The sequence below is a fragment of the Rhizobium sp. UBA1881 genome, assembly GCF_002338015.1.
Taxonomy (GTDB): Bacteria; Pseudomonadota; Alphaproteobacteria; order Rhizobiales; family Rhizobiaceae; genus Rhizobium.
The window spans coordinates 1-21566 of the sequence record NZ_DDHH01000057.1 but is presented as its reverse complement, the minus strand read 5'-3'; the positions used below and the strand labels follow the sequence as shown (position 1 = coordinate 21566).

Here is a 21566-nt window from a genome sequence, read left to right as displayed (position 1 = left end):
AAAATGCATGTTGGAGATATAACGACGCCCTTTGGGCGGCGGCCAATGACGCTTGCGTTGATGAAACGTCAGGCCGCATCGGCAAAAATCGAATCGGGATCATCCGTCGATAAGTGGAAAGTGTTCCGCGATGCATCCGAGGCCAGGAATTTGCTTGGCATTCAGGACAGAGCACTCGCGGTTTTGAATGCACTTCTGACATTCTATCCCGAGAGCGAGTTGGCTTCGGACCGCGCGATGATCGTGTTCCCGTCCAATGCGCAGCTTTCAATCCGCGCTCACGGCATTACGGGCACCACTTTGCGTCGTCATCTTGCAGCGCTCGTTGATGCGGGACTGATCCTGCGCAGGGATAGTGCGAACGGAAAGCGTTATGCTCGAAAGGATCGCGCGGGCGATATTGAGCAGGCCTACGGTTTTGACTTGTCGCCTTTGCTTGCCCGCTCATCGGAATTGGCCGTGCTATCGGACCGAATTGCGACCGAGCGAGCGCTGTTTCGGCGAACGAAAGAGACCTTGTCGATCTGCCGTCGCGATGTGCGCAAGCTGATTTCGGCCGCCATCGTCGAAGACGTTTCCGGCGATTGGGAGGCCATTGAATTGCGCTACGTGGAACTCGTCGGCGCCATTCCGCGTACGCCGTCGCTTCATGATCTTCAGAACAGCCTCGAAAGTATAGAGGCCCTTCGTCAAACCGTGCTTAATCTTTTGGAAAATAAGTTGAATTCCGAAAAAATGGGCACCGATGACATCGGATTTGGCTGCCACATACAGAATTCAAATACAGAATCCATTATTGAAATTGAACCACGCGGCGAAGAGCAAGATGCAAATGTTGTGGTTCGCGCTGAGGGGCAGCATGAGCCAACAAGAACCTTTCCGCTGAGCATGGTGCTGCGGGCCTGCCCGGAGATAAGGAGCTATGGACCAGGTGGTGCGGTTTCGACGTGGCGAGAGCTCATGGAGGCTGCGGTACTTGTTCGGTCAATGCTCGGCGTGACGCCTGGCGCTTATCGAAACGCCTGTGAGATCATGGGGCCAGAGAACGCCGCCGCGACGATGGCCTGCATCTTGCAGCGGGCTGGGCATATCAATTCGGCGGGCGGCTACCTCAGGGATTTGACGGCAAGGGCGCAAAGACAAGAGTTTTCGCTCGGCCCGGTTTTGATGGCTCTCCTGCGGGCAAATGGCGGAACGGAGAAGGAGGCGTCGTGAGACGGGCGAAAGGAATATTGCCAGCTGTCAAGGTTTTGAGATTTGCGTGAGCTTGGATAGGGCGAGTGCCTGGTTCGTTTAATGGATGGCAGATGTTCAGCATGCTTCATCGCAATTGTTCTGAGAGTAGCCGATCTAGGCAGGTATGGTGGGGACTGGTCCGGGGCCCGGGCTATCAGGCTTAGGACACCGAGTGAGCGTCAGGAATGTTGACAGCTGTCAATGTTTTGGAATGGAGTTTGATGGTCTACAAACAGAGGCGCCCGTTTCTAGCTGTGTCGATGCTCAGCGGCAAAGTTGAGACTAAGCGCACGGTTGATGATGCCAAGTAGGTGAGAACAGGGCGCCAGATACCGCGTCGTAGATTATCTGTAAGGAGCGAGCCTCGGAGTGGCTTTCATCCAGGCCAAAAACGGGGGAGGGGATAGTAGATCGAACCTGCACTCAGTTGAAACCGAGTGCAGGTTCGATTGCCGCGATCGCGTCGAACTCGGCTCTGCTCTGCTCGATAAGAAGACGGAGAGGGCGCTAGAGGTTCGTATCGTGGCTCGTCCCGATATCGTTGAGTGACGAAGAAAGCTGGCTGGGTGCTTCCTGGTTTCGACGTCTGGAAGGGAAATCTCGCCGACATGTTCTGATGAACTCAGTTGCTAGACGCCATGATGAGTGCCCGCGATTACGCCAGACGCAATTGCGCTGTGCTCGGCGAAATGGTTCAGACAAGCAAGACGTAGGCTTTGGGTTCGTCAATACCGACTCGCCGACAAAGTGTTCGGCGAGCCTCCTGTAGAAAGAGCGGTGCCCGCTCACTTGCACGCTCGATCAGATAGGTACGGTCCGAAGTGTCCCGGGCAAGCGTCGAGCGAAGACCCGCAGTAGTCTGGTTCACGGCGCTTAGGCCGTCTGACCACATCCGCCATTGGTACTCTCGTCGTAGAAACTCTGTCATTTCGCCGAGATCCCTGGGGCTTGTGCGACGATGATCACATGCGTTTACATCTGTTGATTTCTCCGCTCGGCTGCGGAAAATCGCGGCAAACATCGAGAGAATCGTGTAAGATTCTTTAGTAGCAGCGGCCCACTATATGAGTTCGCAATGCTGCTTCGTCCCCATACGCAGTGAGGAACGCTAACTCCGATATGGAGTTCCTTAAGGAAATCATTTACCATGATTTCAATGCGTTACGATTCCACTAAATTATCCATCCAGAGCCTGCTCAGACCGGTTTCAGAAGCAGGCATTGGCTTGGCGCGGCTGGATGAACGGATCGGGCGATCGCCGGTTGGACAAGGCTGGATCGAACGCTCCCATTTCACTGACGCTTGTGCCTCTCTATGGATCGATGGTGAGCTTGTTCATCTAGAGGATCTCGTACTCCACGACGCCGGACAAGATATTCGCGCACCGAGCCACGAACTGACCATCGCGCGCGACGTATTGCGTACGCGCAGAAGGATTGCGTCGCAATCGCCCGCCTGGGCGTTAAGTCCCGAAGGGATGCGCAGCTTGCGCGGTGCTAGTCCAATGAAGGGCAATGCCTATTCTCAGGATCGCCACGAAGCCGAAAACGACCCGATGCCTCCCTTGGAAACGAAGGGAAATGACAACGGTGCCTTCTCCAACGCGTTCGACGCGGAGCTCGCCGAGATCGACGCCGTGCTGGCACGAAGCGAAGCGGTGTTGGCGAATGTAACAGGTCCGGCACGCTCATCCGCCCGCGAGCGCGAATCGTTGGCCTATGATCTCGATTGGAATGAGGACGAGCGGCTCGATGAATGGAGGGGCGTCTTGCGGCAGAACCACAATCTGCCGCCGGTGCTGCAAGCGTTGATCGCGTTGGATGCTTGGACAGAGCTCGCCGTCTTGCAACATGCCCCGTGGCTCGGCCGGTTGCTGGCCGCGTCGATCCTGCGAGAAGAGGGCGTGACCGCCGCGGCTCATCTCGTGGCCTTCAATCTCGGCCTCAAATCCATAGCCGTTGATCGTCGACGGCATCGGGACCGGGAGACGCGATTGTTGGCCAGTGCCCAGGGGCTGATCGCGGCTACGGAAACAGGACTAAAGGAACACGATCGGCTGGCGTTGGCGCGGCAGATGATGGAGCGGAAACTCGTTGGCCGTCGATCGTCCTCAAAACTTCCCGAGCTTGTTGAACTCGTCGTCGCGAAGCCGATCGTCTCATCGGGCATGGTGAGCAAGATCTTGGGTGTCACACCCCAGGCCGCGCGGCGCATCCTCGCGGAACTCGGCCTTCGCGAGATGACGGGCCGGGGAAGATTTCAGGCGTGGGGTATCATCTAGCCGTAACCACGTGGCCGGCTATTCCGCAAGTGCGTCCTTCGGAAAGCTGGCGGCCAGAGCGTTGATGAAGTTGCGTACCGCCGGAGGCAGTCCTCGGCGCGTCGTGAAGACGATATGTACCAGTCCCCGCATTCCCCGCCATGCCGGCAAGACGCGCACGAGTTTTCCGTCCTGCAGCGCCTGCTTGCAGGTGTGATCAGGCAACAGCGCGACCCCCAACCCGGCGAGCGCTGCGGTCCTTACCGCGGCGAAGTCGGCGCAGCCGATCCTCGGTTCGTGTCGAACCGTTTGCCTTTGGCCGTCGTCAGTTTCAAGAAGCCAGTTCACTTCACTCTGATCGTCTGTTGTCGACAGCGTCGGATGGTTGGCTAGGTCGTTGATGCTGCCGATACGGCTGGCAAGCTGGGGGGTCGCGACGAGGATGCGAATGGAATTCCCGAGCGAGCGCATCGTCAGCGATGCGTCACCCTCCAGCGCGGTGCGCACACGAAGCGCCACATCGATCCGCTCTTCGATGAGATCGACAGGGCGATCCACGGCAACGAGCTGAAGCCGCACTCGCGGATACTGGGCCAGGAACTTGGTCACGAGAGCTGAGATAGGTTCAACCAGCCCGGTTGGGCAGCTCATGCGAATAAGACCGTGCGGTTCCGACTGCGCTTCCGCGACCAGTGCTTCCGCCCGTTCCGCTTCGGCGACCATCGCCTTGCAGCGTTCATAGAAGGCCTGGCCGACATCGGTCACTCTGAAGCGTCGGCTGGAGCGCTCGATCAGACGAACCCCAAGCCGAGCTTCCAGCCCCGCGACGCGACGACTAAGCTTCGACTTCGGCTCGCGCAACGCTCGTCCCGCTGCCGCAAAGCCACCGTGGGCCACCACTCCGGCAAAATAGACGAGGTCGTTCAGGTCAGACTGCATCATCGTTCTCCATATGGAACGATGGGTAGCATTTTTGCCGACTATTTGCATCAGCGTTCTGATGGCATGTTCTTCTCAACGGCAACGGGCCGCGAAACACAGGGCCAAACACAGAGAAGGGCAAAGACAATGAGCAAGACATTCGAAAACAAGGTCGTCGTGGTCACCGGCGGTACCAGCGGCATCGGACTGGCCACCGCAAAGGCCTTCTCGAACGAAGGCGCTTCGGTCTTCATCACCGGCCGCCGCAAGGATGCGCTCGATGCAGCCGTCAAGGAAATCGGCGGCCGGGTGACAGGCGTTCAGGGAGACATGGCCAAGCTCGTGGATATCGACCGCCTTTATGATGCCGTCCAGCAGAAGCACTCGCAAATCGACGTGGTCTTCGCCAATGCCGGCGGCGGTGAATTCGCACCGCTCGGTGCCATCACCGAGGAGCACTACGAGAAGACCTTCGACACGAACGTGAAGGGCGTGCTGTTCACGGTTCAGAAGGCGCTGCCTCTGCTGCGCGATGGCGCTTCGATCGTGCTGACCTCGTCGACCACGAGCATCTCGGGAACGCCAGCACTCAGCGTCTACTCGGCGACAAAGGCGGCGGTCCGCAATTTCGCACGCAACTGGATCCTCGATCTCAAGGATCGCCATATCCGCGTCAATGCCGTCAGCCCGGGCGTTACCGAGACGGCTGGCTTGAACGAGCTCTTCGGTAACGGCGACAACGCCGAAAACACGAAGAACTATCTCGCCGGCCTGATCCCGGCCGGTCGGATCGGACAGCCGGAGGAAATTGCCAAGGCAGTTCTCTTCCTGGCATCGGATCAAGCCTCTTTCGTCAACGGCGTCGAATTGTTTGTCGATGGCGGTCAGGTTCAGATCTAAGGATCGGTCTCAAGGAGAAAAGTCATGGCAGACATTGCAACGCTGTTGGAGCGGAACCTGCACGAGATCTTCGGGGAGGGCGATGCCGTCCTCCGCCAGAAGGCCGCGGAGGAGATCCTCCACGAGGACGCCGTCTTCACAGAGCCGCACGGCATCTATCGGGGCCGGGAGGAGATCGTTCGCATCGCCGGCGTGATCCGCGCCATGCACCCGGATTTCAAATATACGCCGATCGCACCGGCAGAGGTTCTTCAAGATCAGGCCGGCCGGCTCAGATGGTCCGCCGGTGCACCGGGCCAGCCACCGGCCTATGCCGGCACCGATTTCATTGTGGCGCGGGATGGCAAGATTGCAGCCATCTATCTCTTCTTCGATGGGTCTCTAGACACGACGCATCAATAATTGCGGAAAGTGCAATAAACTAGAAATTATTGATGCAATTGTTGGCGCGAGTGTTTCGCGGCAATATCTCCCCATCAGCCGAGCAACAGCGTCGTCTGACGCTTGAAACGACAAAATTGCAGGATATGACATGACCGAGAATTTTTCTTCCATGACGCGCCGCAGCGCACTGCTCTCCGCTGGTGCAGCCGCAGCGACCATGGCAATTTCACCCGCCTTTACCTTTGCGGCAAACGCTGCATCCACAAGCTCTACAAAAGAAGGAAATACTGAAATGTCTACGATCACCACCAAGGACGGCGTCGAAATCTTCTACAAGGATTGGGGTTCGAAGGACGCGCAGCCGATCGTCTTCCACCACGGCTGGCCGCTGTCGTCGGATGACTGGGATGCGCAGATGCTGTTCTTCCTCTCGAAGGGCTATCGCGTCGTTGCCCACGACCGCCGTGGCCACGGCCGTTCGGCCCAGGTCGCCGACGGTCATGATATGGACCACTATGCCGCTGACGCTTTTGCCGTCGTCGAAGCACTGGACCTGAAGAATGCCGTGCACATCGGCCATTCCACCGGTGGCGGCGAAGTTGCCCGCTACGTTGCCAAGTTCGGCCAGCCGGCCGGCCGTGTCGCCAAGGCCGTTCTGGTGTCGGCGGTTCCGCCGCTGATGCTGAAGACCGAAAACAACCCCGAGGGCCTGCCGATCGAAGTGTTCGATGGCTTCCGTGCAGCGCTCGCCGCCAACCGCGCGCAGTTCTTCCGCGATGTCCCAGCCGGCCCCTTCTACGGTTTCAACCGTGATGGCGCGAAGGTTCAGGAAGGCGTGATCCAGAATTGGTGGCGCCAGGGCATGATGGGCGGCGCCAAGGCACACTATGACGGCATCAAGGCCTTCTCCGAAACGGACCAGACGGAAGACTTGAAGGCGATCACCGTTCCGACGCTTGTCCTGCACGGCGAAGACGACCAGATCGTGCCGATCGCGGACTCCGCACTGAAGTCGGCCAAGCTTCTGAAGAGCGGCTCGCTGAAGACCTACCCGGGCTTCTCGCACGGCATGCTGACTGTCAATGCCGACGTGCTGAACGCCGACCTGCTCGCTTTCGTGCAGTCCTAACGAAAAGATCTGGCCGTGGCAGACATCTGCCGCGGCCAGTTACTCCATTTCCTTGACCTGATACAGATCGATACCACCATGCAGCTGACGCCCGAACTTGTTGCCCTGACCATCCGAGATGTCCGTGATGATGGACCGGAGCCGGGCTGGACGCCGCTTTCGGAAGCTGAGCTTGACGATCTCGTCGACAGGATCGAACGTGAAGCGGCAGGTGAGCCTCTTCTGGTCTTTGCCTATGGCTCCCTGATCTGGAACCCGGAGTTCGAACCAGCCAGCCGCGAGCGCGCGACTGCATTCGGCTGGCACAGGTCTTTCTCACTGAAAATCCAGCGCTGGCGCGCAACCAGCGACCAGCCAGGGCTGATGATGGCGCTTGAGCGCGGCGGCCAGTGCGATGGTATCGTCTTCGAGCTTTCAGCCGATCGCCGCCGCCAGGATCTGCGTGCTCTCGTCGCGCGCGAGATCAAGTATAGCGAAGTGATCGACATGGTGCGGTGGCTTCCGGTGAGAACCGAAAGCGGCGTCAGAAAAGCGCTGACATTCTGGGCCAGCACCAAGCGGGCCGGACTGACAAAACAATTGCCCGCAGCGGAAGCGTCTTCGCTGATCGCGGCGGCGTGCGGTGAGGGCGGCTCCTGCGCCGAGTATCTGCACAATACGATCGTCGATCTTCAAGCCGAGGGCATCCGCGACCGCAACCTGTGGCGCCTGCAGGCGCTGGTCGCGACCGAGATCTTGGCGCGCCAGAAGGCGTAGCCCATCGTGCTCCCCGGCGATCTGCCGGAAGACCATAGCGTTGATACGATTTTACTAATCGCATTCGTCGCGGTAGCATGATCGCAGTCTGGGAGGACTGGCGACATGCTGGAGTTGGATTTCGGGTTATCCGAAATGGCGGAGGCGATCCGTGAGACGACGCATCGGTTTGCGACAGATCGTATTGCCCCGCTTGCCGCGAGGATAGACGAAGAAGACTGGTTCCCGGTCGAGATCTGGCCCGAGATGGGAGCGCTTGGCCTTCATGGCGTGACCGTACCCGAAGACTCTGGCGGGCTTGGGCTGGGTTATGTCGAACATGTCATCGCCTGCGAGGAAATCAGCCGCGCCTCGGCATCGGTCGGCCTGTCCTACGGCGCGCACTCCAATCTCTGCATCAACCAAATCTCGCGCTGGGGATCGGCCGAACAGAAGCAGCGATACCTTCCTTCTTTAATATCGGGCGCGCATGTCGGCAGCCTTGCCATGTCGGAAGTCGGAGCGGGATCTGATGTTGTCTCGATGCGCCTGCGCGCCGATAGGGTCGATGGCGGTTATCGCCTGAACGGCACCAAATTCTGGATCACCAACGCGCCCTACGCAGAGACGCTGGTCGTCTATGCCAAGACCGTGCCAGATGGCGGCTCGAAAGGCATTACCGCCTTTCTGGTTGAGAAGGGCTTTCCGGGCTTCTCGATCGGTCAGAAGATCAACAAGGTCGGCATGCGGGGCTCGCCGACGGCGGAACTGGTCATCGATGATTGCTTCGTTCCGGAAGAAAACATCATGGGCCAGCTGAACGGCGGCGTTAAAGTGCTGATGTCCGGGCTCGACTACGAGCGAGTGGTGCTTTCCGGCATCCAGCTCGGCATCATGCAGGCCTGCCTGGATGTGGTGCTACCTTATGTCAGAGAGCGCAAGCAGTTCGGTGCGCCGATCGGCAGTTTCCAGCTGATCCAGGCAAAGGTGGCGGACATGGTCGTGGCGCTGAATTCGGCTCGCGCCTATGTCTATGCGGTGGCGAGAGCCTGCGATGCCGGCAAGACGACGCGGCATGATGCGGCCGGGGCCATTCTCTACGCGTCGGAGAGTGCGGTCAAAGTGGCCGAGCAGGCGATCCAGGCGCTGGGCGGCGCGGGATATACGAAAGACTGGCCGGTCGAGCGCTACTGGCGGGATTCCAAGCTGCTCGACATCGGCGCCGGCACCAACGAAGTGCGCCGCATGCTGATCGGTCGCGAAGTCATAGGCGCTGAGGGGAGGGGCTGATGCCGGCGCTGCAGACGATGGTCGATCCCAGCTCGCAAGCGTTCGCGGCCAATCAAGCGCACAATCTGGCTCTGGTGGAGGCACTTCGATCCAAGGCGGCGCAGGCAGCTTTGGGCGGCTCTGCGAAACATCGCGAGCGGCATGTCGAACGTGGCAAGCTTCTTCCGCGTGACCGCGTCCAGCGCCTTCTCGACCCCGGCTCGCCGTTTCTTGAGATCGGACAGCTTGCCGCCAATGGCATGTATGACGACGAGGCGCCCGGCGCGGGCATGATCGCCGGCATCGGCCGTGTCTCAGGCGTCGAATGCATGATCGTGGCGCACGACCCGACCGTGAAGGGTGGCGCCTATTTTCCGATGACGGTGAAGAAGCACCTGCGGGCGCAGGAAATAGCCTCGGAGAACCGGCTGCCCTGTATCTATCTCGTGGACTCTGGGGGTGCCAACCTGCCGCATCAGGCGGAAGTCTTTCCGGATCGCGATCATTTCGGGCGCATCTTCTACAATCAGGCGCAGATGTCGGCGGCGGGCATCGCCCAGATCGCCTGCGTCATGGGCAGTTGCACCGCGGGTGGCGCTTACGTACCCGCGATGTCCGATGAAACCGTCATCGTGCGCAACCAGGGAACGATCTTCCTCGCCGGCCCGCCGCTGGTGAAAGCGGCGACGGGTGAGATCATATCCGCCGAGGAACTCGGCGGCGCCGATACGCACGGCCGGAAATCCGGCGTCGTCGACCATGTCGCCGAGAACGACGAGCATGCGCTTCTGATCGTTCGCGACATCGTCGCCACGCTCAATCGGCAGAAGCGGGTTGATATCGAGGTGGCCGAGCCACAGCCGCCGAAGCTCGATCCGCAGGAGCTATACGGCATCGTTCCGCGCGATGTTCGCACGCCCTATGACGTCCGCGAGGTCATCGCCCGTATCGTCGACGGTTCGGAGCTGCAGGAATTCAAGGCACTCTACGGCACCACGCTGGTCTGCGGCTTTGCGCGGATCTGGGGCATACCCGTTGCCATTCTCGCCAATAATGGCGTGCTCTTCTCCGAGAGCGCGCTGAAGGGCGCCCATTTCATCGAGCTTGCCTGCCAGCGGCGCATCCCGCTGCTCTTCCTGCAGAACATCTCGGGCTTCATGGTCGGCGGGAAGTATGAGGCCGAGGGGATCGCCAAGAACGGCGCGAAACTGGTGACGGCGGTGGCGACGGCATCGGTGCCGAAGGTAACAGTTTTGATCGGCGGCAGCTTCGGCGCCGGCAATTACGGCATGTGCGGCCGCGCCTATCAGCCGCGCTTTCTGTTCACATGGCCGAATGCGCGCATCTCCGTCATGGGCGGCGAGCAAGCCGCCTCGGTGCTGGCGACCGTGCATCGTGATGCAGAGAGCTGGAGCGTCGAAGAGGCCGAAGCCTTCAAGGCGCCCATCCGGCAGAAGTACGAGGACGAGGGCAACCCCTACTACGCAACCGCGCGGCTATGGGACGATGGCATCATCGACCCCGCGCAGACACGCGATGTGCTCGGCCTCGCCTTTGCGGCGACGCTGAATGCGTCGATACCGGAGCGCGCCCAGTTCGGGCTGTTTCGCATGTAGCCGTAAGGGCAGGGAGAGGAGAGACCGTGATAGACAGCCTGCTGATCGCCAATCGCGGCGAGATCGCGAGGAGGATCATTAGAACGGTGAAACGGCTCGGGATCCGCACCATCGCCGTCCATTCCGAGATCGATGGCGACATGCCCTTCGTTCGCGAGGCGGATGAGGCGGTGTGCATCGGGCCGGCATCGGCCAAGGACAGCTATCTCAACGTCGACAGGATTATCGAGGCCGCGATGCGGACCGGCGCGAAGGCGATCCATCCGGGCTACGGCTTTCTGTCGGAAAATGCCGAATTCGCAGAACGGGTCACGGCCTCCGGCTTGATCTGGGTCGGGGCGCCTGCGGCTTCGATACGGGCCATGGGCCTCAAGGATGCGGCCAAGAAACGGATGATCGCGGCGGGCGTCCCGGTCACGCCAGGCTATCTCGGAGAGGACCAGGCGGACGAGCGGTTGCAGCGGGAAGCGGATGCGATCGGTTATCCTGTTCTCATCAAGGCCGTCGCCGGCGGCGGCGGCAAGGGGATGCGTCGCGTTGATAGCGCCGCGGAATTTCCGGCGGCGCTTGCCAGCTGCCGGCGCGAAGCCGTAGCGGCCTTCGGCGATGACCGGGTGCTGCTGGAGAAATACATCCACTCGCCACGACACATCGAGGTCCAGGTCTTCGGCGACACACACGGAAACGTCGTCCACCTGTTCGAGCGGGATTGCTCGCTTCAACGGCGTCACCAAAAGGTCATCGAGGAAGCGCCGGCGCCGGGCATGGATGCATCGACGCGCGAGGCTGTCTGCCAGGCCGCGGTTCAGGCGGCCCGAGCGGTCGATTATGTCGGGGCGGGGACGATCGAATTCATCGCGGATGCGTCTGATGGGCTTCGCGCCGATCGCATCTGGTTCATGGAGATGAATACCCGGCTTCAGGTCGAACATCCTGTGACCGAGGCCATCACCGGCCAGGATTTGGTGGAATGGCAAATACTGGCCGCATCCGGCGAGCCGCTGCCTCTGCGCCAGGAGCAGTTATCGATCAACGGATGGGCGATGGAGGCGCGGCTCTACGCCGAAAACCCATCGACCGGCTTTCTGCCGTCGGTCGGGCGGCTGAGCCATCTGAGGTTTCCCGATGGCATCAGGGTCGATAGCGGTGTCGAAGAGGGCAACGAGATCAGCGCCTATTACGATCCGATGATCGCCAAGCTGATCAGCCAAGCTGCAACGCGCCAAGACGCGGCGCGGCGATTGGCCGGTGCGGCAGCTGACGTCGAGGTCTGGCCCGTGCGCACCAACGCCGCCTTCCTTGCACGCACGCTCAATCACCCCGATTTTCGCGCCGGCACGGTCGACACCGGCTTCATCGAAAGGCACGCGACCGATCTCATCCCGCCGGCCGAGCCCAGCGAGCGCGTGTTGCAAGCAGCCGCGCGGGCGATCCTGCCGAAACCGGGCGGCGACATATGGACTGCGGCAAGCGGGTTCCGGATGAACGCACCGCCGTCGCGGGAGGTCGGTGTCGAGATCGGCGGTGCAGCCTATCGCGTGGAACTGCGCGATGGCGGCGATCCGGCCGTGACCGATGCCGGCGTAGTCTTTGTGGATGGCGAAGCCTGGGCTTATGGGCCGCTACGCGCAGGCCATACCGGCGGAAGCGCCGGCCATTCCGACGGCGCGATTATCGCGCCGATGCCGGGCAGGGTGATCGCGCTCATGGTCGCCAAGGGAGATCGGGTGACCAGAGGGCAACCCCTTGTCGTCATCGAGGCGATGAAGATGGAGCAGACGCTGAGCGCGCCGTTTGATGGCGTCGTTTCGGAGATGAAGGTCCTTGCCGAGGCACAGGTCGTCGAAGGCAGTGTCCTCATGCAGCTGGAAGGAGACCCATGATGGCTGGCCGTCATTTCGAGGACTGGACCATCGGCGACAGGGTTGTGCACGAAATCCGTCGCACGGTCACCGAAACAGACAACCTCCTCTTCTCCGCCATGACCCACAATCCGCAGCCGCTGCACATCGATGCGGAAGCGGCAAAGGCAAGCGAATTCGGCCAGATACTCGTCAACGGCACCTTCACTTTCGCGCTGATGGTCGGGCTCTCGGTCGGCGATACGACTATGGGGACGCTGGTCGCGAATTTGGGCTACGACAAGCTGGTCATGCCGAAACCGGTCTTTATCGGCGATACCATGCGTGCAGAAACCGAGATCGCCGATCTAAGGGAGAGCCGATCGAGGCCGACGGCCGGCATCGTCACCTTCCAGCACGAATTGATCAATCAGCGCAGCGAAGTGGTTTGCCGGTGCCTGCGTAGTGCGATGGTACAAAGGAGGTCGGCATGAGGCTGCGCTCACTGCTCTTTGTGCCAGGAGATCGTCCAGATCGGATGCAGAAGGCGCTCGGGCTTTCCGCTGATGCCCTGATTCTCGATCTGGAAGATGCCGTTGCGCTTGCCGAGAAGCCAGCAGCGAGAGAGGCTGTCGCTAATTTCCTGCGATCGGCCGAACGGCGGGCCAAACTGTTCGTGCGGGTCAACGCGCTTGAGGGTGGCCTCCTGGAACAGGATCTCGCGATCATTCTAGATGCCCGGCCTGACGCACTTGTCTTGCCGAAGGCCGAGGGCGGTGCAAGTGTCGAGGCCTTGGCGGCGCTAGCCCCTGGTGTGCCGATCATGCCGATCGCGACGGAAACGCCTGCCGCAATCTTTCAACTCGGAAGCTATGCGGCCGTTCGCCACCTGATGCTGGGATTGACCTGGGGGGCAGAGGACCTTCCGGCGGCAATCGGCGCGGCAAGTTCGCGGAATGAGGATGGCAGCTATACCCATCCTTATGAAATGGTGCGTTCGCTGACATTGTTTGCCGGTCACGCTGCCGGTGCCGCTGTTATCGAGACGGTCTACCCGGCATTCGGTGACCTTGAGGGCTTGCGACGCTATGCAAGCCGGGCGCGCAGCGATGGCTTTACGGGAATGATGGCAATTCATCCATCACAGGTGTCCGTCATCAACGAGGCCTTCTCGCCAACGGAAGCGGAAATCGAGAGAGCTCAGGCCATCGTCGCTGCATTCGAAGCGAACCCGGAAAAAGGTGTGCTTCAACTTGACGGCCAGATGATCGACGCCCCCCATCTGCGGCATGCCCGCCGCATATTGGGGCTCGCGGACGCACACTTTACATGACGCTGTTTCACGGTCTCGAGCTTCGAGCGGCGGGTTTTCTGCGTTAGCTTACTTGCGCGGCGCGTAGGAGAACCAGAAGCTGTATTCTCATCAACATTAAATACTGCTAATATAAGAAATCGGCGTGACGGTGTTCGGGGTTGGGTCCGCCTGATGCTTCAGCGGCACAACAGATTTGTTACTGAGAGGGAGGGAGCAATGCAAAGGTTGCAGGCCTTTTTCACAACCCGTTTAGATGTGAGCTTGATCCCGTCAATGACGAACATCTCGGTTGTCGGGTTCCTTTCGGTGCTATGCCTCGCTGCCGGCGTGCAGGCGCAGCAGCCGACCGATGCGCAGCGCAATGCAGTTCGATCCGCCTGCCGGTCGGATTTCATCGCGCAATGCTCCGGTGTGACGCCGGGGGGCATGGAAGCCCTGACCTGCCTTCAGCAGCACAATGCTTCGCTGTCAAAGCCGTGTCGCGAAGCGATCTCGAACCTTGAAGGACCGAAGAAGAGTTCGAACGAGGCCCCGCCGCAATCGGATGTGACACCGCCGACAACGACGGCAGCCGCTGCACAGAAACAGCCGACCGCCGCGCAGCGCGATGCCGTCAAATCGTCCTGCCGATCTGACTTCATGACGCAGTGCTCGGGCGTAACACCTGGGGGAACGCAGGCACTTGCCTGTCTGCAGCAACACAGCGCAACGCTCTCGCCATCATGCCAGGCCGCGGTCGGCGCGCTTGGTGGAGACGGGGCAGCCCACGTGACTAATCCTGCCAAGCCGCCTGCCGGCGGTGGGGCGGCGGTTGCTACGCCGATGGCGTCTTTCACGCCGCGAGAAGAGCTGGTCGTCGTGCGCCGCAGCTGCGGTCCAGATTTCCGGGCGCTCTGTCACTCCGTGCCGCTTGGTGGCGGTCGCGGCATCAATTGTCTGCGCGATAACTTCGCGCGCCTGGCGCCCGCATGCCAGCGGGTGCTCAGCAACGGTCTTTAGTGGCGCCGACGGATTGCATTTCAGGTTCTCGGCACTACAGGTTCAAGCCGTATCAGACCAAGGTCTGACGTGTCTCCGACTGAGGTCCGACCCCGGAACCTGCAGCAATTACAGCCGTTTGTCTCCCAGCGACAGAGCGTCGCAAAGAAGAGGAGATGAAAATGTCTTTCAAACTTGCAGCGACTGCAATCGCAGCCATCACCCTCATGTCCGGCGTCGCCATGGCACAGTCGGGTACCGTTAATGGCGCGGCTGGCGGAGCGGTTACCGGTGCCATCGTCGGTGGTCCCGTTGGTGCGGCTGTTGGCGGCGTCACGGGCGCCGTGGTCGGTACCATCATCGATCCGCCGCCGGCAAAGGTCGTCACCTACGTTCGCGAAGCGCCGGCTCCGGCAGCGCCTGTTGTCGTGCAGGAAAAGGTCGTCGTCGGCCATGCCTTGCCGGAAACAGTCGTCGTCACGCCGATTCCCGAAAACCCGGAATACGGCTACGCGATCGTCAACAACGAGCGGGTCATCATCGAACCTTCGTCCCGCAAGGTGATCCAGGTCATCAATTGATCGCGCTCGGTTGGGCGGCTTGGCGCATGCCGTGCCGCCTGACCCATCGATCCGGCGCCGACGATATGACGGCAGACGAATGTCCCCACACAATAACAACGGATGACGACAATGAACGGGCTCGCAAGCGTTGCGTTTGGAATAGCCACGGTCGTGGGCACGGTTACGCTCGCCGCATCCGTGGCCTCGATCGGCATGGCGGAGAACACGGAGCACGGCTTGCGCGGTCTGAGGGACGCCGATCTCTGGACGGCAGAGCCCACGCGTGTCGATCCCGCGCTTCAAACCTATGAGCGGTTGCCTCCCGCACTTTCGACATATGCGATGGCTGACAGCCGGAGGGTCGCCGCAAAGCGACCGGCCGCGGCCGCACCTGTGGTCGCCGATATCCCGCCGCCAGCAATTGAAATTTCGGCCGAACATCTAAATTGGTGCGCGTCGCACTACCGGTCGTTTGACCCGGCGACGAACTCCTATCGCTCATTCCAGGGCCAAGTTCGCGTCTGCCAGCCCCCATCGGAAACGAGCGGTGCCGCCATGACGTCCACGTCATCAACTGCCGCCGACCCATTGGCAAACGCTGCGATGTGGTGTGCCAATCGCTACAAATCCTATCGCGCGGACGACAATACCTATCAGCCCTACGATGGCCCCCGTATCAAGTGCACGCCGCCGGCTGAAGCCCAGACGGTCGCCGCAAACGAATAGTCGAGCCATCTGGGACCAAAGCCCGTGTTGTCGGCTGGTTCGTCGTGGTTAGCTTCATCGATACGACAGGAGGGCGGGTTATGCCGTCGAGAATGACAGCCGAGATTCGGCAAGCCCGAAACGGCCTGCAGTGGATGGGTCACGATGAGCGCATTGAACTGGTGTCTCGCATTCTGTCTGAGTTGCGAGATATCAGGAAGGACGTGCTGGGCCGTATCCGAGCGGACAAATGCGTCTGGCTAGACACGCTGATCGCGCGGGCGTCTTCGGAGCTTATCCAGATCGCTGCCATGGATGATGTGGAATTTCAGCTGGTGCTGATTGAGTTCGAGAAACTGCTCGGAATTTTTGACGCGCCGGACCCCGACCTTCGCCATTTGTCACCGACGATACATTAGGAGCGATCATGCGTGTTCTGATTGTCGAGGACGAGCCGGCTTTTGCGCTGATGGTGGAAGACATCGCGATGGCCGAAGGTTTCGAAATCGCGGGTATCGCCCGAAACACCGCCGAAGCGATGGAGTTGGCTCCCGAGGCCGATATCGCCATTCTGGACGTGCGCCTCGCCGATGGGCTGACAGGGCCGGAAATCGCAAGGCATCTGGTCGAGCATTTCAACGTCGGCATCGTCTACCTGACCGGCAATCCTGATCTTGTTGGAGACCGGGACGGGGTGCACGTCGTCGTCAAACCACCGAGTGTACCGAGCGTTGTCGATGGCTTGCGCCAGGCCGCAGCGTGGCACAGCCGCCGCGCGCGGCAACAGAATGCACAAGACGGCGCGGGAAATGTCACGCCAAACCGCAACAGCACTGACAGGAGCATATCGTGACAAACATTCGAGCCAGGCACGCTGGCGGTTTGGTCGCCGAGATCATGTTGGCGGACCGGACGTCGTTGCGGACCAGTTCGCCTGATACCAACGACGCATCCGCCGAACTCGAACGTGGCTTCGACCTGCTGTTCTTCCTCCGGGAGATGGACATCCTGGCCGATGAGCTCGCCAAGCTTGCCCCATCGATGGATAGAACCGCACTTGAACTCCGGCTGGCGCAGATGCGGCAGGTGTTTGAATTTCGCCACAAGCAGCGGACCGATCAGCCGGAGGTCGAATAAACGACGCGAAAGATCGGTGCCGCGCAGATCCATGCGCCGTCATCTGCGTAGACAAGGGCACAAGGCCGGAAGGGGCGCAATCATGCTTTCAAGGCGCTGCCTGTTGAAATTGGGATGCGGGGCGACTGTCGCCCTTGTTATCTCGGTGATGCCACTGACGCTGAGCTTCGGGCCGTTTCAAGCGCCGACGACGAATGCCGCGCATGCGAAGGATGGCAATAACGGCAACGGCGGCGGAAACGGCAATGGGGGCAACAATGGACACGGTTCCAGTAATGGGAACGGCAACGGCTCAAGCAACGGAAATGGCGCGGGCAGCGCCGGAAACAGCTCCGGTAACGCGGGTGGCAACGGAAACGGCAATGGCAACGGAGGTGCAGGCGCAAGCGGCAATGGCAACGGAGGTGCAGGCGCAAGCGGCAACTCTGCCAGGGCAGGCAGTTCTTCGCCGTCGTCTCCCTCCGCATCATCAGCCTCAGGCGTTAAGGCCACGGAACGTTCAGACGGCAGTGTCGATGTCCGCCACGGCAATGGCATAACCGAAACGCTGCGGCGCGGTCGCTACATCATGCGCGATTCGAAAGGCCGCACCATCGTTGACAGGCAGGCGACAGCCAACGATGTTCGGCGGCTGAACCGGTTCGTTCGCTAGAGCGTGTAGACCCTAACCCTTCCCGCGCCAGCGCAGAGCTGCCTCGGTTCGATTGGAAACGCCTAATTTCGTCAGGATTTGCGTCATGTGGTGCTTGACGGTCTTTTCCTGCAGATCAAGCCGCAGGCCGATATGCTTGTTGGAGAGGCCTTCGCCCACAAGGTCCATCACCTCGCGTTCGCGCGGCGTCAGGCTGTTCTTGGATGGTTCCTTGTCCAGCGAGACATCCACCACCTTCGCGGACATGGCTGGTGACACATAGCGGGCTCCCTTTAGGATCGTCCTGATCGCCTCTGCGAGCCCCCTGGAGCCGACGCCCTTTAGAACATATCCCATCGCGCCCCTCTGAAGCGCGCCCAGCAGCGTGTCGATCTCCTCCGACGCGGTCAGCATCAACACCTTCGTCGATGGGCTGTGTTGCAATATCTCGCCTATCGCGCTCAAGCCGCCGCCCGGCATGGACACATCGACCAGCATGACATCGGGATGTTTGTCGGCTGCGATCATCGCCGCGTCGTCGCTGGTTGCGCCTTCTCCCACCACCAGGAAGTCCTTGATTTCGGAAAGGCTTCGCGTCACACCTTCGCGAAATAGCGGATGGTCATCCACGATCCCAACAGTAATGGACGTCATCTCTGCTCTCCCGTTTCCATCGGTTCGAAGGTCATGGTCAGGATCGTGCCCTTGTCCCCGGTCTTCACTTCAAACGTTCCGCCAAGACTATCGACCCGCTCGCGGAGCCCGACAAGCCCGAGGCTCGATGGCCTGACATGGGTCGGATCGAAGCCCTCGCCTCGATCACTGACCTCAATCGTGACATGCCCGCGATGAAGGGTGGCCCAAACGGCCTGCTGAATGCCGCCGGCGTGGCGATGGGCGTTGTTCAAGGCTTCCTGAATAAACCGGTAGATACAGATCTTGACCGCCGCTACCGGCTCTGAGCCGTCCTGCTCGATCACCGTGTTGACGGTCGTGTCGGTTCTCATTTGGTGGGCCTCGGTGACGCGGTTGACGATTCCGGCAAACGAAGCCTTTTCGATCTCCGGAAGCACCAGTCCCTTGCAGATATCCCGGATCTCGGTCATCGCCTCGGCGAGGCTGGAGCGGATCCAGGTGAGCTCCTTCTCACGCTCGTCGGGCAGCGTTTCCGCGCTGATCAGCAATTCGCTATCCAGCCGCAGCGAGGCATAGGCGATGTGTTGTGCAGGCCCGTCGTGGAGATCGGCGCCTATGCTGCGCAGATATGTCTCGTTCAGCGATGCGGCGCGTTGGGATGCGCGCTGTAGCCTACCCTGCAGCCCCTTGTTCTCGGCAAGCAATGCGGAGAGTTCCGCAACGCGTTTGGCGAGATCCCTTTGTTGGTCCTCGATCGTTCGGCTCCCGCGAAAAACCAGGCCTGACAGGACGGCGAAGAATACGGATGTGAGACCTGCGACGCCAAACCAGCTCCACAATCTCGCCCGCGTCAGGCTTTCACCCAGCCCTTCGGCCGTCTCGTAAAATTCGAGAACCGCAACAGCTTGGCCCGACCAGGGCTGGAGCACGGGGTTGTAAATCTCCATCAATGGCTTGCCGAGGGAACGTTCGGTGGTGCTTTCGGGGTCGTCGGCGATCTCATAGCGCGCAACCAGCGTTCCGGCGAATGCCTGGCGAAGCTTGTCGTTGACGGCAAACTGCTTTCCGACAAGCGCCTTGTCGTTGGAGTAGAGAATTGTCCCGTCCGCGCGCCACAGCTTGAACGACACCAATCGCTTTCCAAGCGCTCCTTGCCCAAGCGTCTCATCGAGCGCCAGCGCGCTCGCTTCGTCGAGCAGTGCAGCCCTCTGCATGTCGGGAAGGAGCGGAGCAACGACACTGTCGACATAAAGGGCGGTCGCGGCGCCGGAATTATGAATCACGGCATCTTCGATGACCTTCGACACCAGATAGCCGACGATGAACATCGCCGCCAAACTGACAAGTCCACCAACCACGACAAATCGCAGGGCGAGAGAGCGGGCCGTCCAGCGGGAAATCCAGTTCATGATCAACCAGTTGTAATGTGACCCCCGATACCTATCGCGCATTAAGAGTTTTTCTCGGCGCTCACTATGCCATGCGCATATGGATATGCCCTCAAGGGGAAACACAGGCCGAGCGCTTGCCGGCCGAGCTCTCGTAGGTGTTGTCGGTCGCGTGATAGGAGAGATAGCGCTCGGCGCACCAGCGGATATGGCTGATTTCGGCGGGTGACAGGACGGAATTGTCTCCATCCCCGACGGCACCTTCTTGGGTATACGCAGCAACGGCGCCTTGCGAGCGAGCCTGCATTCCATCGGCGGCACCGGCCATGCTGAAGGCGTAGGCCGTTCCAATGGACGACGCGACCAACACAGCGGTCGCAACAAGAGGTGCTATTTTAAAGGTCATGGCCATCGCCGCCTCCGGAATATATCTCGGGGTAACAACGATAGGCGTTAACTTTTGTTCCGTGCGGCCTGTCTAACCGGGAAACACGTACGGGTTACCAGGGTAACATTGTCTGTGGTCTTGCTGCTATTCTGCCAGCGGACGAGTAAGCCGCCCGCTGGCTTCTTCGATAGACTATTGGATTTGGGAGACGAGCTCTGTCACCGACTTCTTCGCATCGCCGTAGAACATGCGTGTGTTCTCCTTGTAGAAGAGCGGGTTTTCGATGCCGGAATAACCGGTGCCCTGTCCACGCTTGGAGACGAAGACCTGCTTGGCCTTCCAGACTTCGAGAACCGGCATGCCCGCGATCGGCGAGTTCGGATCTTCCTGAGCGGCCGGATTGACGATGTCGTTGGAGCCGATGACGATGACGACGTCGGTCTCGGGGAAGTCGTCGTTGATCTCGTCCATTTCAAGCACGATGTCGTAAGGCACCTTGGCTTCGGCAAGCAGCACGTTCATGTGACCGGGCAGACGGCCGGCGACGGGATGGATCGCGAAACGCACGGTCTTGCCGGCGGCGCGCAGCTTGCGGGTGAGTTCGGAGACGGCCTGCTGCGCCTGCGCGACCGCCATGCCGTAGCCGGGCACGATGACGACGCTGTCGGCATCGTTGAGCGCGGATGCGACGCCCTCGGCATCGACGGCGATCTGCTCGCCCTCGATTTCCATCGCGGGACCCGTGGTGCCGCCGAAACCGCCGAGGATGACGGAGACGAAGGATCGGTTCATCGCCTTGCACATGATGTAGGATAAGATCGCGCCCGAGGAGCCGACCAGCGCGCCGGTGACGATCAGGAGATCGTTGCCGAGCGTGAAGCCGATGGCGGCGGCCGCCCAGCCGGAATAGCTGTTCAGCATCGAAACCACGACCGGCATGTCGGCGCCGCCGATGCCCATGATCAGATGGTAGCCGATGAAGAAGGCGAGCAGCGTCATCAGGATCAGCGTCCAGACGCCAGCATCGTTGGCGTACATCAGGAGTAGGATCAGCGACAGGATCGCGGCGGCGGCATTGAGAAAATGCCCGCCCGGCAGCTTCTTCGCCTTGCCGTCGACCTTGCCGGCCAGCTTGCCGAAGGCGACGACCGAGCCGGTGAAGGTGATCGCACCGATGAAGACGCCGAGGAAGACCTCAACCTTCATGATCGCGAGCTCGACCGGGGTCTTGTGCGCGAGAATACCGGCAAAGCCATCGAGTGCAGCGCGTGCCGCCTCATCCATGCCGGCAACGCGCCATGCTTCGATGTGGGCGTTGTAGCCGATGAAGACGGCGGCGAGGCCGACGAAGGAGTGAAGTGCCGCCACGAGCTGCGGCATCTCGGTCATCTGCACGCGGTTGGCCACGTAGTAGCCGGCGATGGAGCCGGCCAGGATCATCGGAAGAATGATGAACCAGTTGCTCACACCGGGGCCGAAGATGGTCGCGACAATGGCAAGCGCCATGCCGACGATGCCGTACCAGGCGGCGCGC

At 60.6% G+C, this 21566-nt stretch carries 24 protein-coding genes; 18 read left to right on the top strand and 6 right to left on the bottom strand.

Features of this window, described 5'->3' with window-relative positions; translation table 11 throughout:
• Positions 1-3 precede the first annotated feature (3 nt).
• Positions 4-1215, top strand: a complete 1212-nt coding sequence (gene repC / locus B3605_RS05675) for a plasmid replication protein RepC (protein WP_113168285.1) — start codon at positions 4-6, stop codon at positions 1213-1215.
• 1168 nt (positions 1216-2383) lie between these two features.
• A complete protein-coding gene (locus tag B3605_RS05670) occupies positions 2384-3517 on the top strand; it encodes an RHE_PE00001 family protein (protein ID WP_289727823.1) in 1134 nt (377 codons plus the stop codon).
• An 18-nt stretch (positions 3518-3535) separates the two neighbouring features.
• On the opposite strand, the gene B3605_RS05665 is transcribed toward B3605_RS05670, so the two are convergent.
• Entirely contained in the window at positions 3536-4438 is a 903-nt protein-coding gene (locus B3605_RS05665) for a LysR family transcriptional regulator (RefSeq protein WP_296433388.1), read from the bottom strand.
• Positions 4439-4564: 126 nt separating this feature from the next.
• On the opposite strand from B3605_RS05665, the gene B3605_RS05660 reads away from it, so the two are divergent.
• A complete protein-coding gene (locus B3605_RS05660) occupies positions 4565-5317 on the top strand; it encodes an SDR family NAD(P)-dependent oxidoreductase (RefSeq protein WP_112943448.1) in 753 nt (250 codons plus the stop codon).
• Positions 5318-5341: 24 nt separating this feature from the next.
• Positions 5342-5719: a nuclear transport factor 2 family protein gene (locus B3605_RS05655; RefSeq protein ID WP_113168287.1), complete on the top strand. Its 378-nt coding sequence runs from the start codon at positions 5342-5344 to the stop codon at positions 5717-5719.
• On the opposite strand, the gene B3605_RS05650 is transcribed toward B3605_RS05655, so the two are convergent.
• Positions 5699-6013: a hypothetical protein gene (locus B3605_RS05650; RefSeq protein WP_289727824.1), complete on the bottom strand. Its 315-nt coding sequence runs from the start codon at positions 6011-6013 to the stop codon at positions 5699-5701. The genes B3605_RS05655 and B3605_RS05650 overlap by 21 nt on opposite strands.
• Here B3605_RS05650 and B3605_RS05645 point away from each other — a divergent pair.
• From B3605_RS05645 to B3605_RS05580, 14 genes are all read left to right on the top strand, one after another.
• Positions 5994-6830, top strand: coding sequence for an alpha/beta fold hydrolase (locus B3605_RS05645; protein WP_289727825.1), 837 nt, complete (start codon positions 5994-5996; stop codon positions 6828-6830). The two genes, B3605_RS05650 and B3605_RS05645, sit on opposite strands and share 20 nt — an antisense overlap.
• Positions 6831-6908: 78 nt before the next feature.
• Complete coding sequence (locus B3605_RS05640; RefSeq protein WP_113168364.1) at positions 6909-7586, top strand: gamma-glutamylcyclotransferase; 678 nt, start codon at positions 6909-6911, stop codon at positions 7584-7586.
• A gap of 105 nt (positions 7587-7691) precedes the next feature.
• Entirely contained in the window at positions 7692-8855 is a 1164-nt protein-coding gene (locus tag B3605_RS05635) for an isovaleryl-CoA dehydrogenase (RefSeq protein ID WP_113168289.1), read from the top strand.
• On the top strand, positions 8855-10450 hold the full coding sequence (locus B3605_RS05630) for a carboxyl transferase domain-containing protein (RefSeq protein ID WP_112943452.1): 1596 nt from the start codon (positions 8855-8857) through the stop codon (positions 10448-10450). The genes B3605_RS05635 and B3605_RS05630 overlap by 1 nt, the downstream gene beginning before the upstream one ends.
• A 26-nt stretch (positions 10451-10476) precedes the next feature.
• Entirely contained in the window at positions 10477-12333 is a 1857-nt protein-coding gene (locus tag B3605_RS05625; RefSeq protein WP_296433194.1) for a biotin carboxylase N-terminal domain-containing protein, read from the top strand.
• Complete coding sequence (locus B3605_RS05620) at positions 12333-12785, top strand: MaoC family dehydratase (protein ID WP_112943454.1); 453 nt, start codon at positions 12333-12335, stop codon at positions 12783-12785. The genes B3605_RS05625 and B3605_RS05620 overlap by 1 nt, the downstream gene beginning before the upstream one ends.
• Positions 12782-13624 carry an HpcH/HpaI aldolase/citrate lyase family protein gene (locus tag B3605_RS05615; RefSeq protein WP_112943455.1) on the top strand — a complete coding sequence of 281 codons (843 nt, stop codon included), beginning with the start codon at positions 12782-12784 and terminating at the stop codon, positions 13622-13624. The genes B3605_RS05620 and B3605_RS05615 overlap by 4 nt, the downstream gene beginning before the upstream one ends.
• 255 nt (positions 13625-13879) lie before the next feature.
• The gene (locus tag B3605_RS05610; RefSeq protein WP_113168291.1) at positions 13880-14605 is read left to right on the top strand and encodes a hypothetical protein; all 726 of its coding nucleotides are present in this window, start codon (positions 13880-13882) and stop codon (positions 14603-14605) included.
• Between the two features lie 161 nt (positions 14606-14766).
• On the top strand, positions 14767-15165 hold the full coding sequence (locus B3605_RS05605) for a DUF1236 domain-containing protein (RefSeq protein ID WP_112943457.1): 399 nt from the start codon (positions 14767-14769) through the stop codon (positions 15163-15165).
• Between the two features lie 111 nt (positions 15166-15276).
• Positions 15277-15873, top strand: a complete 597-nt coding sequence (locus tag B3605_RS05600) for a BA14K family protein (RefSeq protein ID WP_112943458.1) — start codon at positions 15277-15279, stop codon at positions 15871-15873.
• An 80-nt stretch (positions 15874-15953) separates the two neighbouring features.
• Positions 15954-16271: a hypothetical protein gene (locus tag B3605_RS05595; RefSeq protein WP_112434214.1), complete on the top strand. Its 318-nt coding sequence runs from the start codon at positions 15954-15956 to the stop codon at positions 16269-16271.
• A gap of 8 nt (positions 16272-16279) precedes the next feature.
• Complete coding sequence (locus B3605_RS05590; RefSeq protein ID WP_112943460.1) at positions 16280-16705, top strand: response regulator; 426 nt, start codon at positions 16280-16282, stop codon at positions 16703-16705.
• Positions 16702-16989 carry a hypothetical protein gene (locus B3605_RS05585; protein ID WP_112943461.1) on the top strand — a complete coding sequence of 96 codons (288 nt, stop codon included), beginning with the start codon at positions 16702-16704 and terminating at the stop codon, positions 16987-16989. Before B3605_RS05590 ends, B3605_RS05585 begins: the two co-directional genes overlap by 4 nt.
• Positions 16990-17068: 79 nt before the next feature.
• Positions 17069-17641: a hypothetical protein gene (locus B3605_RS05580; RefSeq protein ID WP_296433387.1), complete on the top strand. Its 573-nt coding sequence runs from the start codon at positions 17069-17071 to the stop codon at positions 17639-17641.
• 12 nt (positions 17642-17653) lie between these two features.
• Here the strand turns inward: B3605_RS05580 and B3605_RS05575 are convergent, their stop codons facing one another.
• From B3605_RS05575 to B3605_RS05560, 4 genes are all read right to left on the bottom strand, one after another.
• Positions 17654-18274, bottom strand: coding sequence for a response regulator (locus B3605_RS05575; RefSeq protein WP_112943462.1), 621 nt, complete (start codon positions 18272-18274; stop codon positions 17654-17656).
• On the bottom strand, positions 18271-19665 hold the full coding sequence (locus B3605_RS05570; protein ID WP_296433386.1) for a sensor histidine kinase: 1395 nt from the start codon (positions 19663-19665) through the stop codon (positions 18271-18273). The genes B3605_RS05575 and B3605_RS05570 overlap by 4 nt, the downstream gene beginning before the upstream one ends.
• A 91-nt stretch (positions 19666-19756) precedes the next feature.
• Positions 19757-20050: a BA14K family protein gene (locus B3605_RS05565; RefSeq protein WP_296433180.1), complete on the bottom strand. Its 294-nt coding sequence runs from the start codon at positions 20048-20050 to the stop codon at positions 19757-19759.
• A gap of 174 nt (positions 20051-20224) precedes the next feature.
• A partial coding sequence (locus B3605_RS05560; RefSeq protein ID WP_296433177.1) for an NAD(P)(+) transhydrogenase (Re/Si-specific) subunit beta occupies positions 20225-21566 on the bottom strand: 1342 nt, incomplete at its 5' end.

Bases quoted from the DNA above. Each gene is read 5' to 3' on its own strand.
- B3605_RS05660 (WP_112943448.1), top strand. From the start codon at position 4,565: ATGAGCAAGACATTCGAAAACAAGGTCGTCGTGGTCACCGGCGGTACC.
- B3605_RS05640 (WP_113168364.1), top strand. From the start codon at position 6,909: ATGCAGCTGACGCCCGAACTTGTTGCCCTGACCATCCGAGATGTCCGT.
- B3605_RS05620 (WP_112943454.1), top strand. From the start codon at position 12,333: ATGGCTGGCCGTCATTTCGAGGACTGGACCATCGGCGACAGGGTTGTG.
- B3605_RS05670 (WP_289727823.1), top strand. From the start codon at position 2,384: ATGATTTCAATGCGTTACGATTCCACTAAATTATCCATCCAGAGCCTG.
- B3605_RS05575 (WP_112943462.1), bottom strand. From the start codon at position 18,274: ATGACGTCCATTACTGTTGGGATCGTGGATGACCATCCGCTATTTCGC.
- B3605_RS05655 (WP_113168287.1), top strand. From the start codon at position 5,342: ATGGCAGACATTGCAACGCTGTTGGAGCGGAACCTGCACGAGATCTTC.
- B3605_RS05630 (WP_112943452.1), top strand. From the start codon at position 8,855: ATGCCGGCGCTGCAGACGATGGTCGATCCCAGCTCGCAAGCGTTCGCG.
- B3605_RS05595 (WP_112434214.1), top strand. From the start codon at position 15,954: ATGCCGTCGAGAATGACAGCCGAGATTCGGCAAGCCCGAAACGGCCTG.
- B3605_RS05610 (WP_113168291.1), top strand. From the start codon at position 13,880: ATGACGAACATCTCGGTTGTCGGGTTCCTTTCGGTGCTATGCCTCGCT.
- repC (WP_113168285.1), top strand. From the start codon at position 4: ATGCATGTTGGAGATATAACGACGCCCTTTGGGCGGCGGCCAATGACG.
- B3605_RS05565 (WP_296433180.1), bottom strand. From the start codon at position 20,050: ATGACCTTTAAAATAGCACCTCTTGTTGCGACCGCTGTGTTGGTCGCG.
- B3605_RS05600 (WP_112943458.1), top strand. From the start codon at position 15,277: ATGAACGGGCTCGCAAGCGTTGCGTTTGGAATAGCCACGGTCGTGGGC.
- B3605_RS05615 (WP_112943455.1), top strand. From the start codon at position 12,782: ATGAGGCTGCGCTCACTGCTCTTTGTGCCAGGAGATCGTCCAGATCGG.
- B3605_RS05635 (WP_113168289.1), top strand. From the start codon at position 7,692: ATGCTGGAGTTGGATTTCGGGTTATCCGAAATGGCGGAGGCGATCCGT.
- B3605_RS05605 (WP_112943457.1), top strand. From the start codon at position 14,767: ATGTCTTTCAAACTTGCAGCGACTGCAATCGCAGCCATCACCCTCATG.
- B3605_RS05645 (WP_289727825.1), top strand. From the start codon at position 5,994: ATGTCTACGATCACCACCAAGGACGGCGTCGAAATCTTCTACAAGGAT.
- B3605_RS05570 (WP_296433386.1), bottom strand. From the start codon at position 19,665: ATGAACTGGATTTCCCGCTGGACGGCCCGCTCTCTCGCCCTGCGATTT.
- B3605_RS05665 (WP_296433388.1), bottom strand. From the start codon at position 4,438: ATGATGCAGTCTGACCTGAACGACCTCGTCTATTTTGCCGGAGTGGTG.
- B3605_RS05590 (WP_112943460.1), top strand. From the start codon at position 16,280: ATGCGTGTTCTGATTGTCGAGGACGAGCCGGCTTTTGCGCTGATGGTG.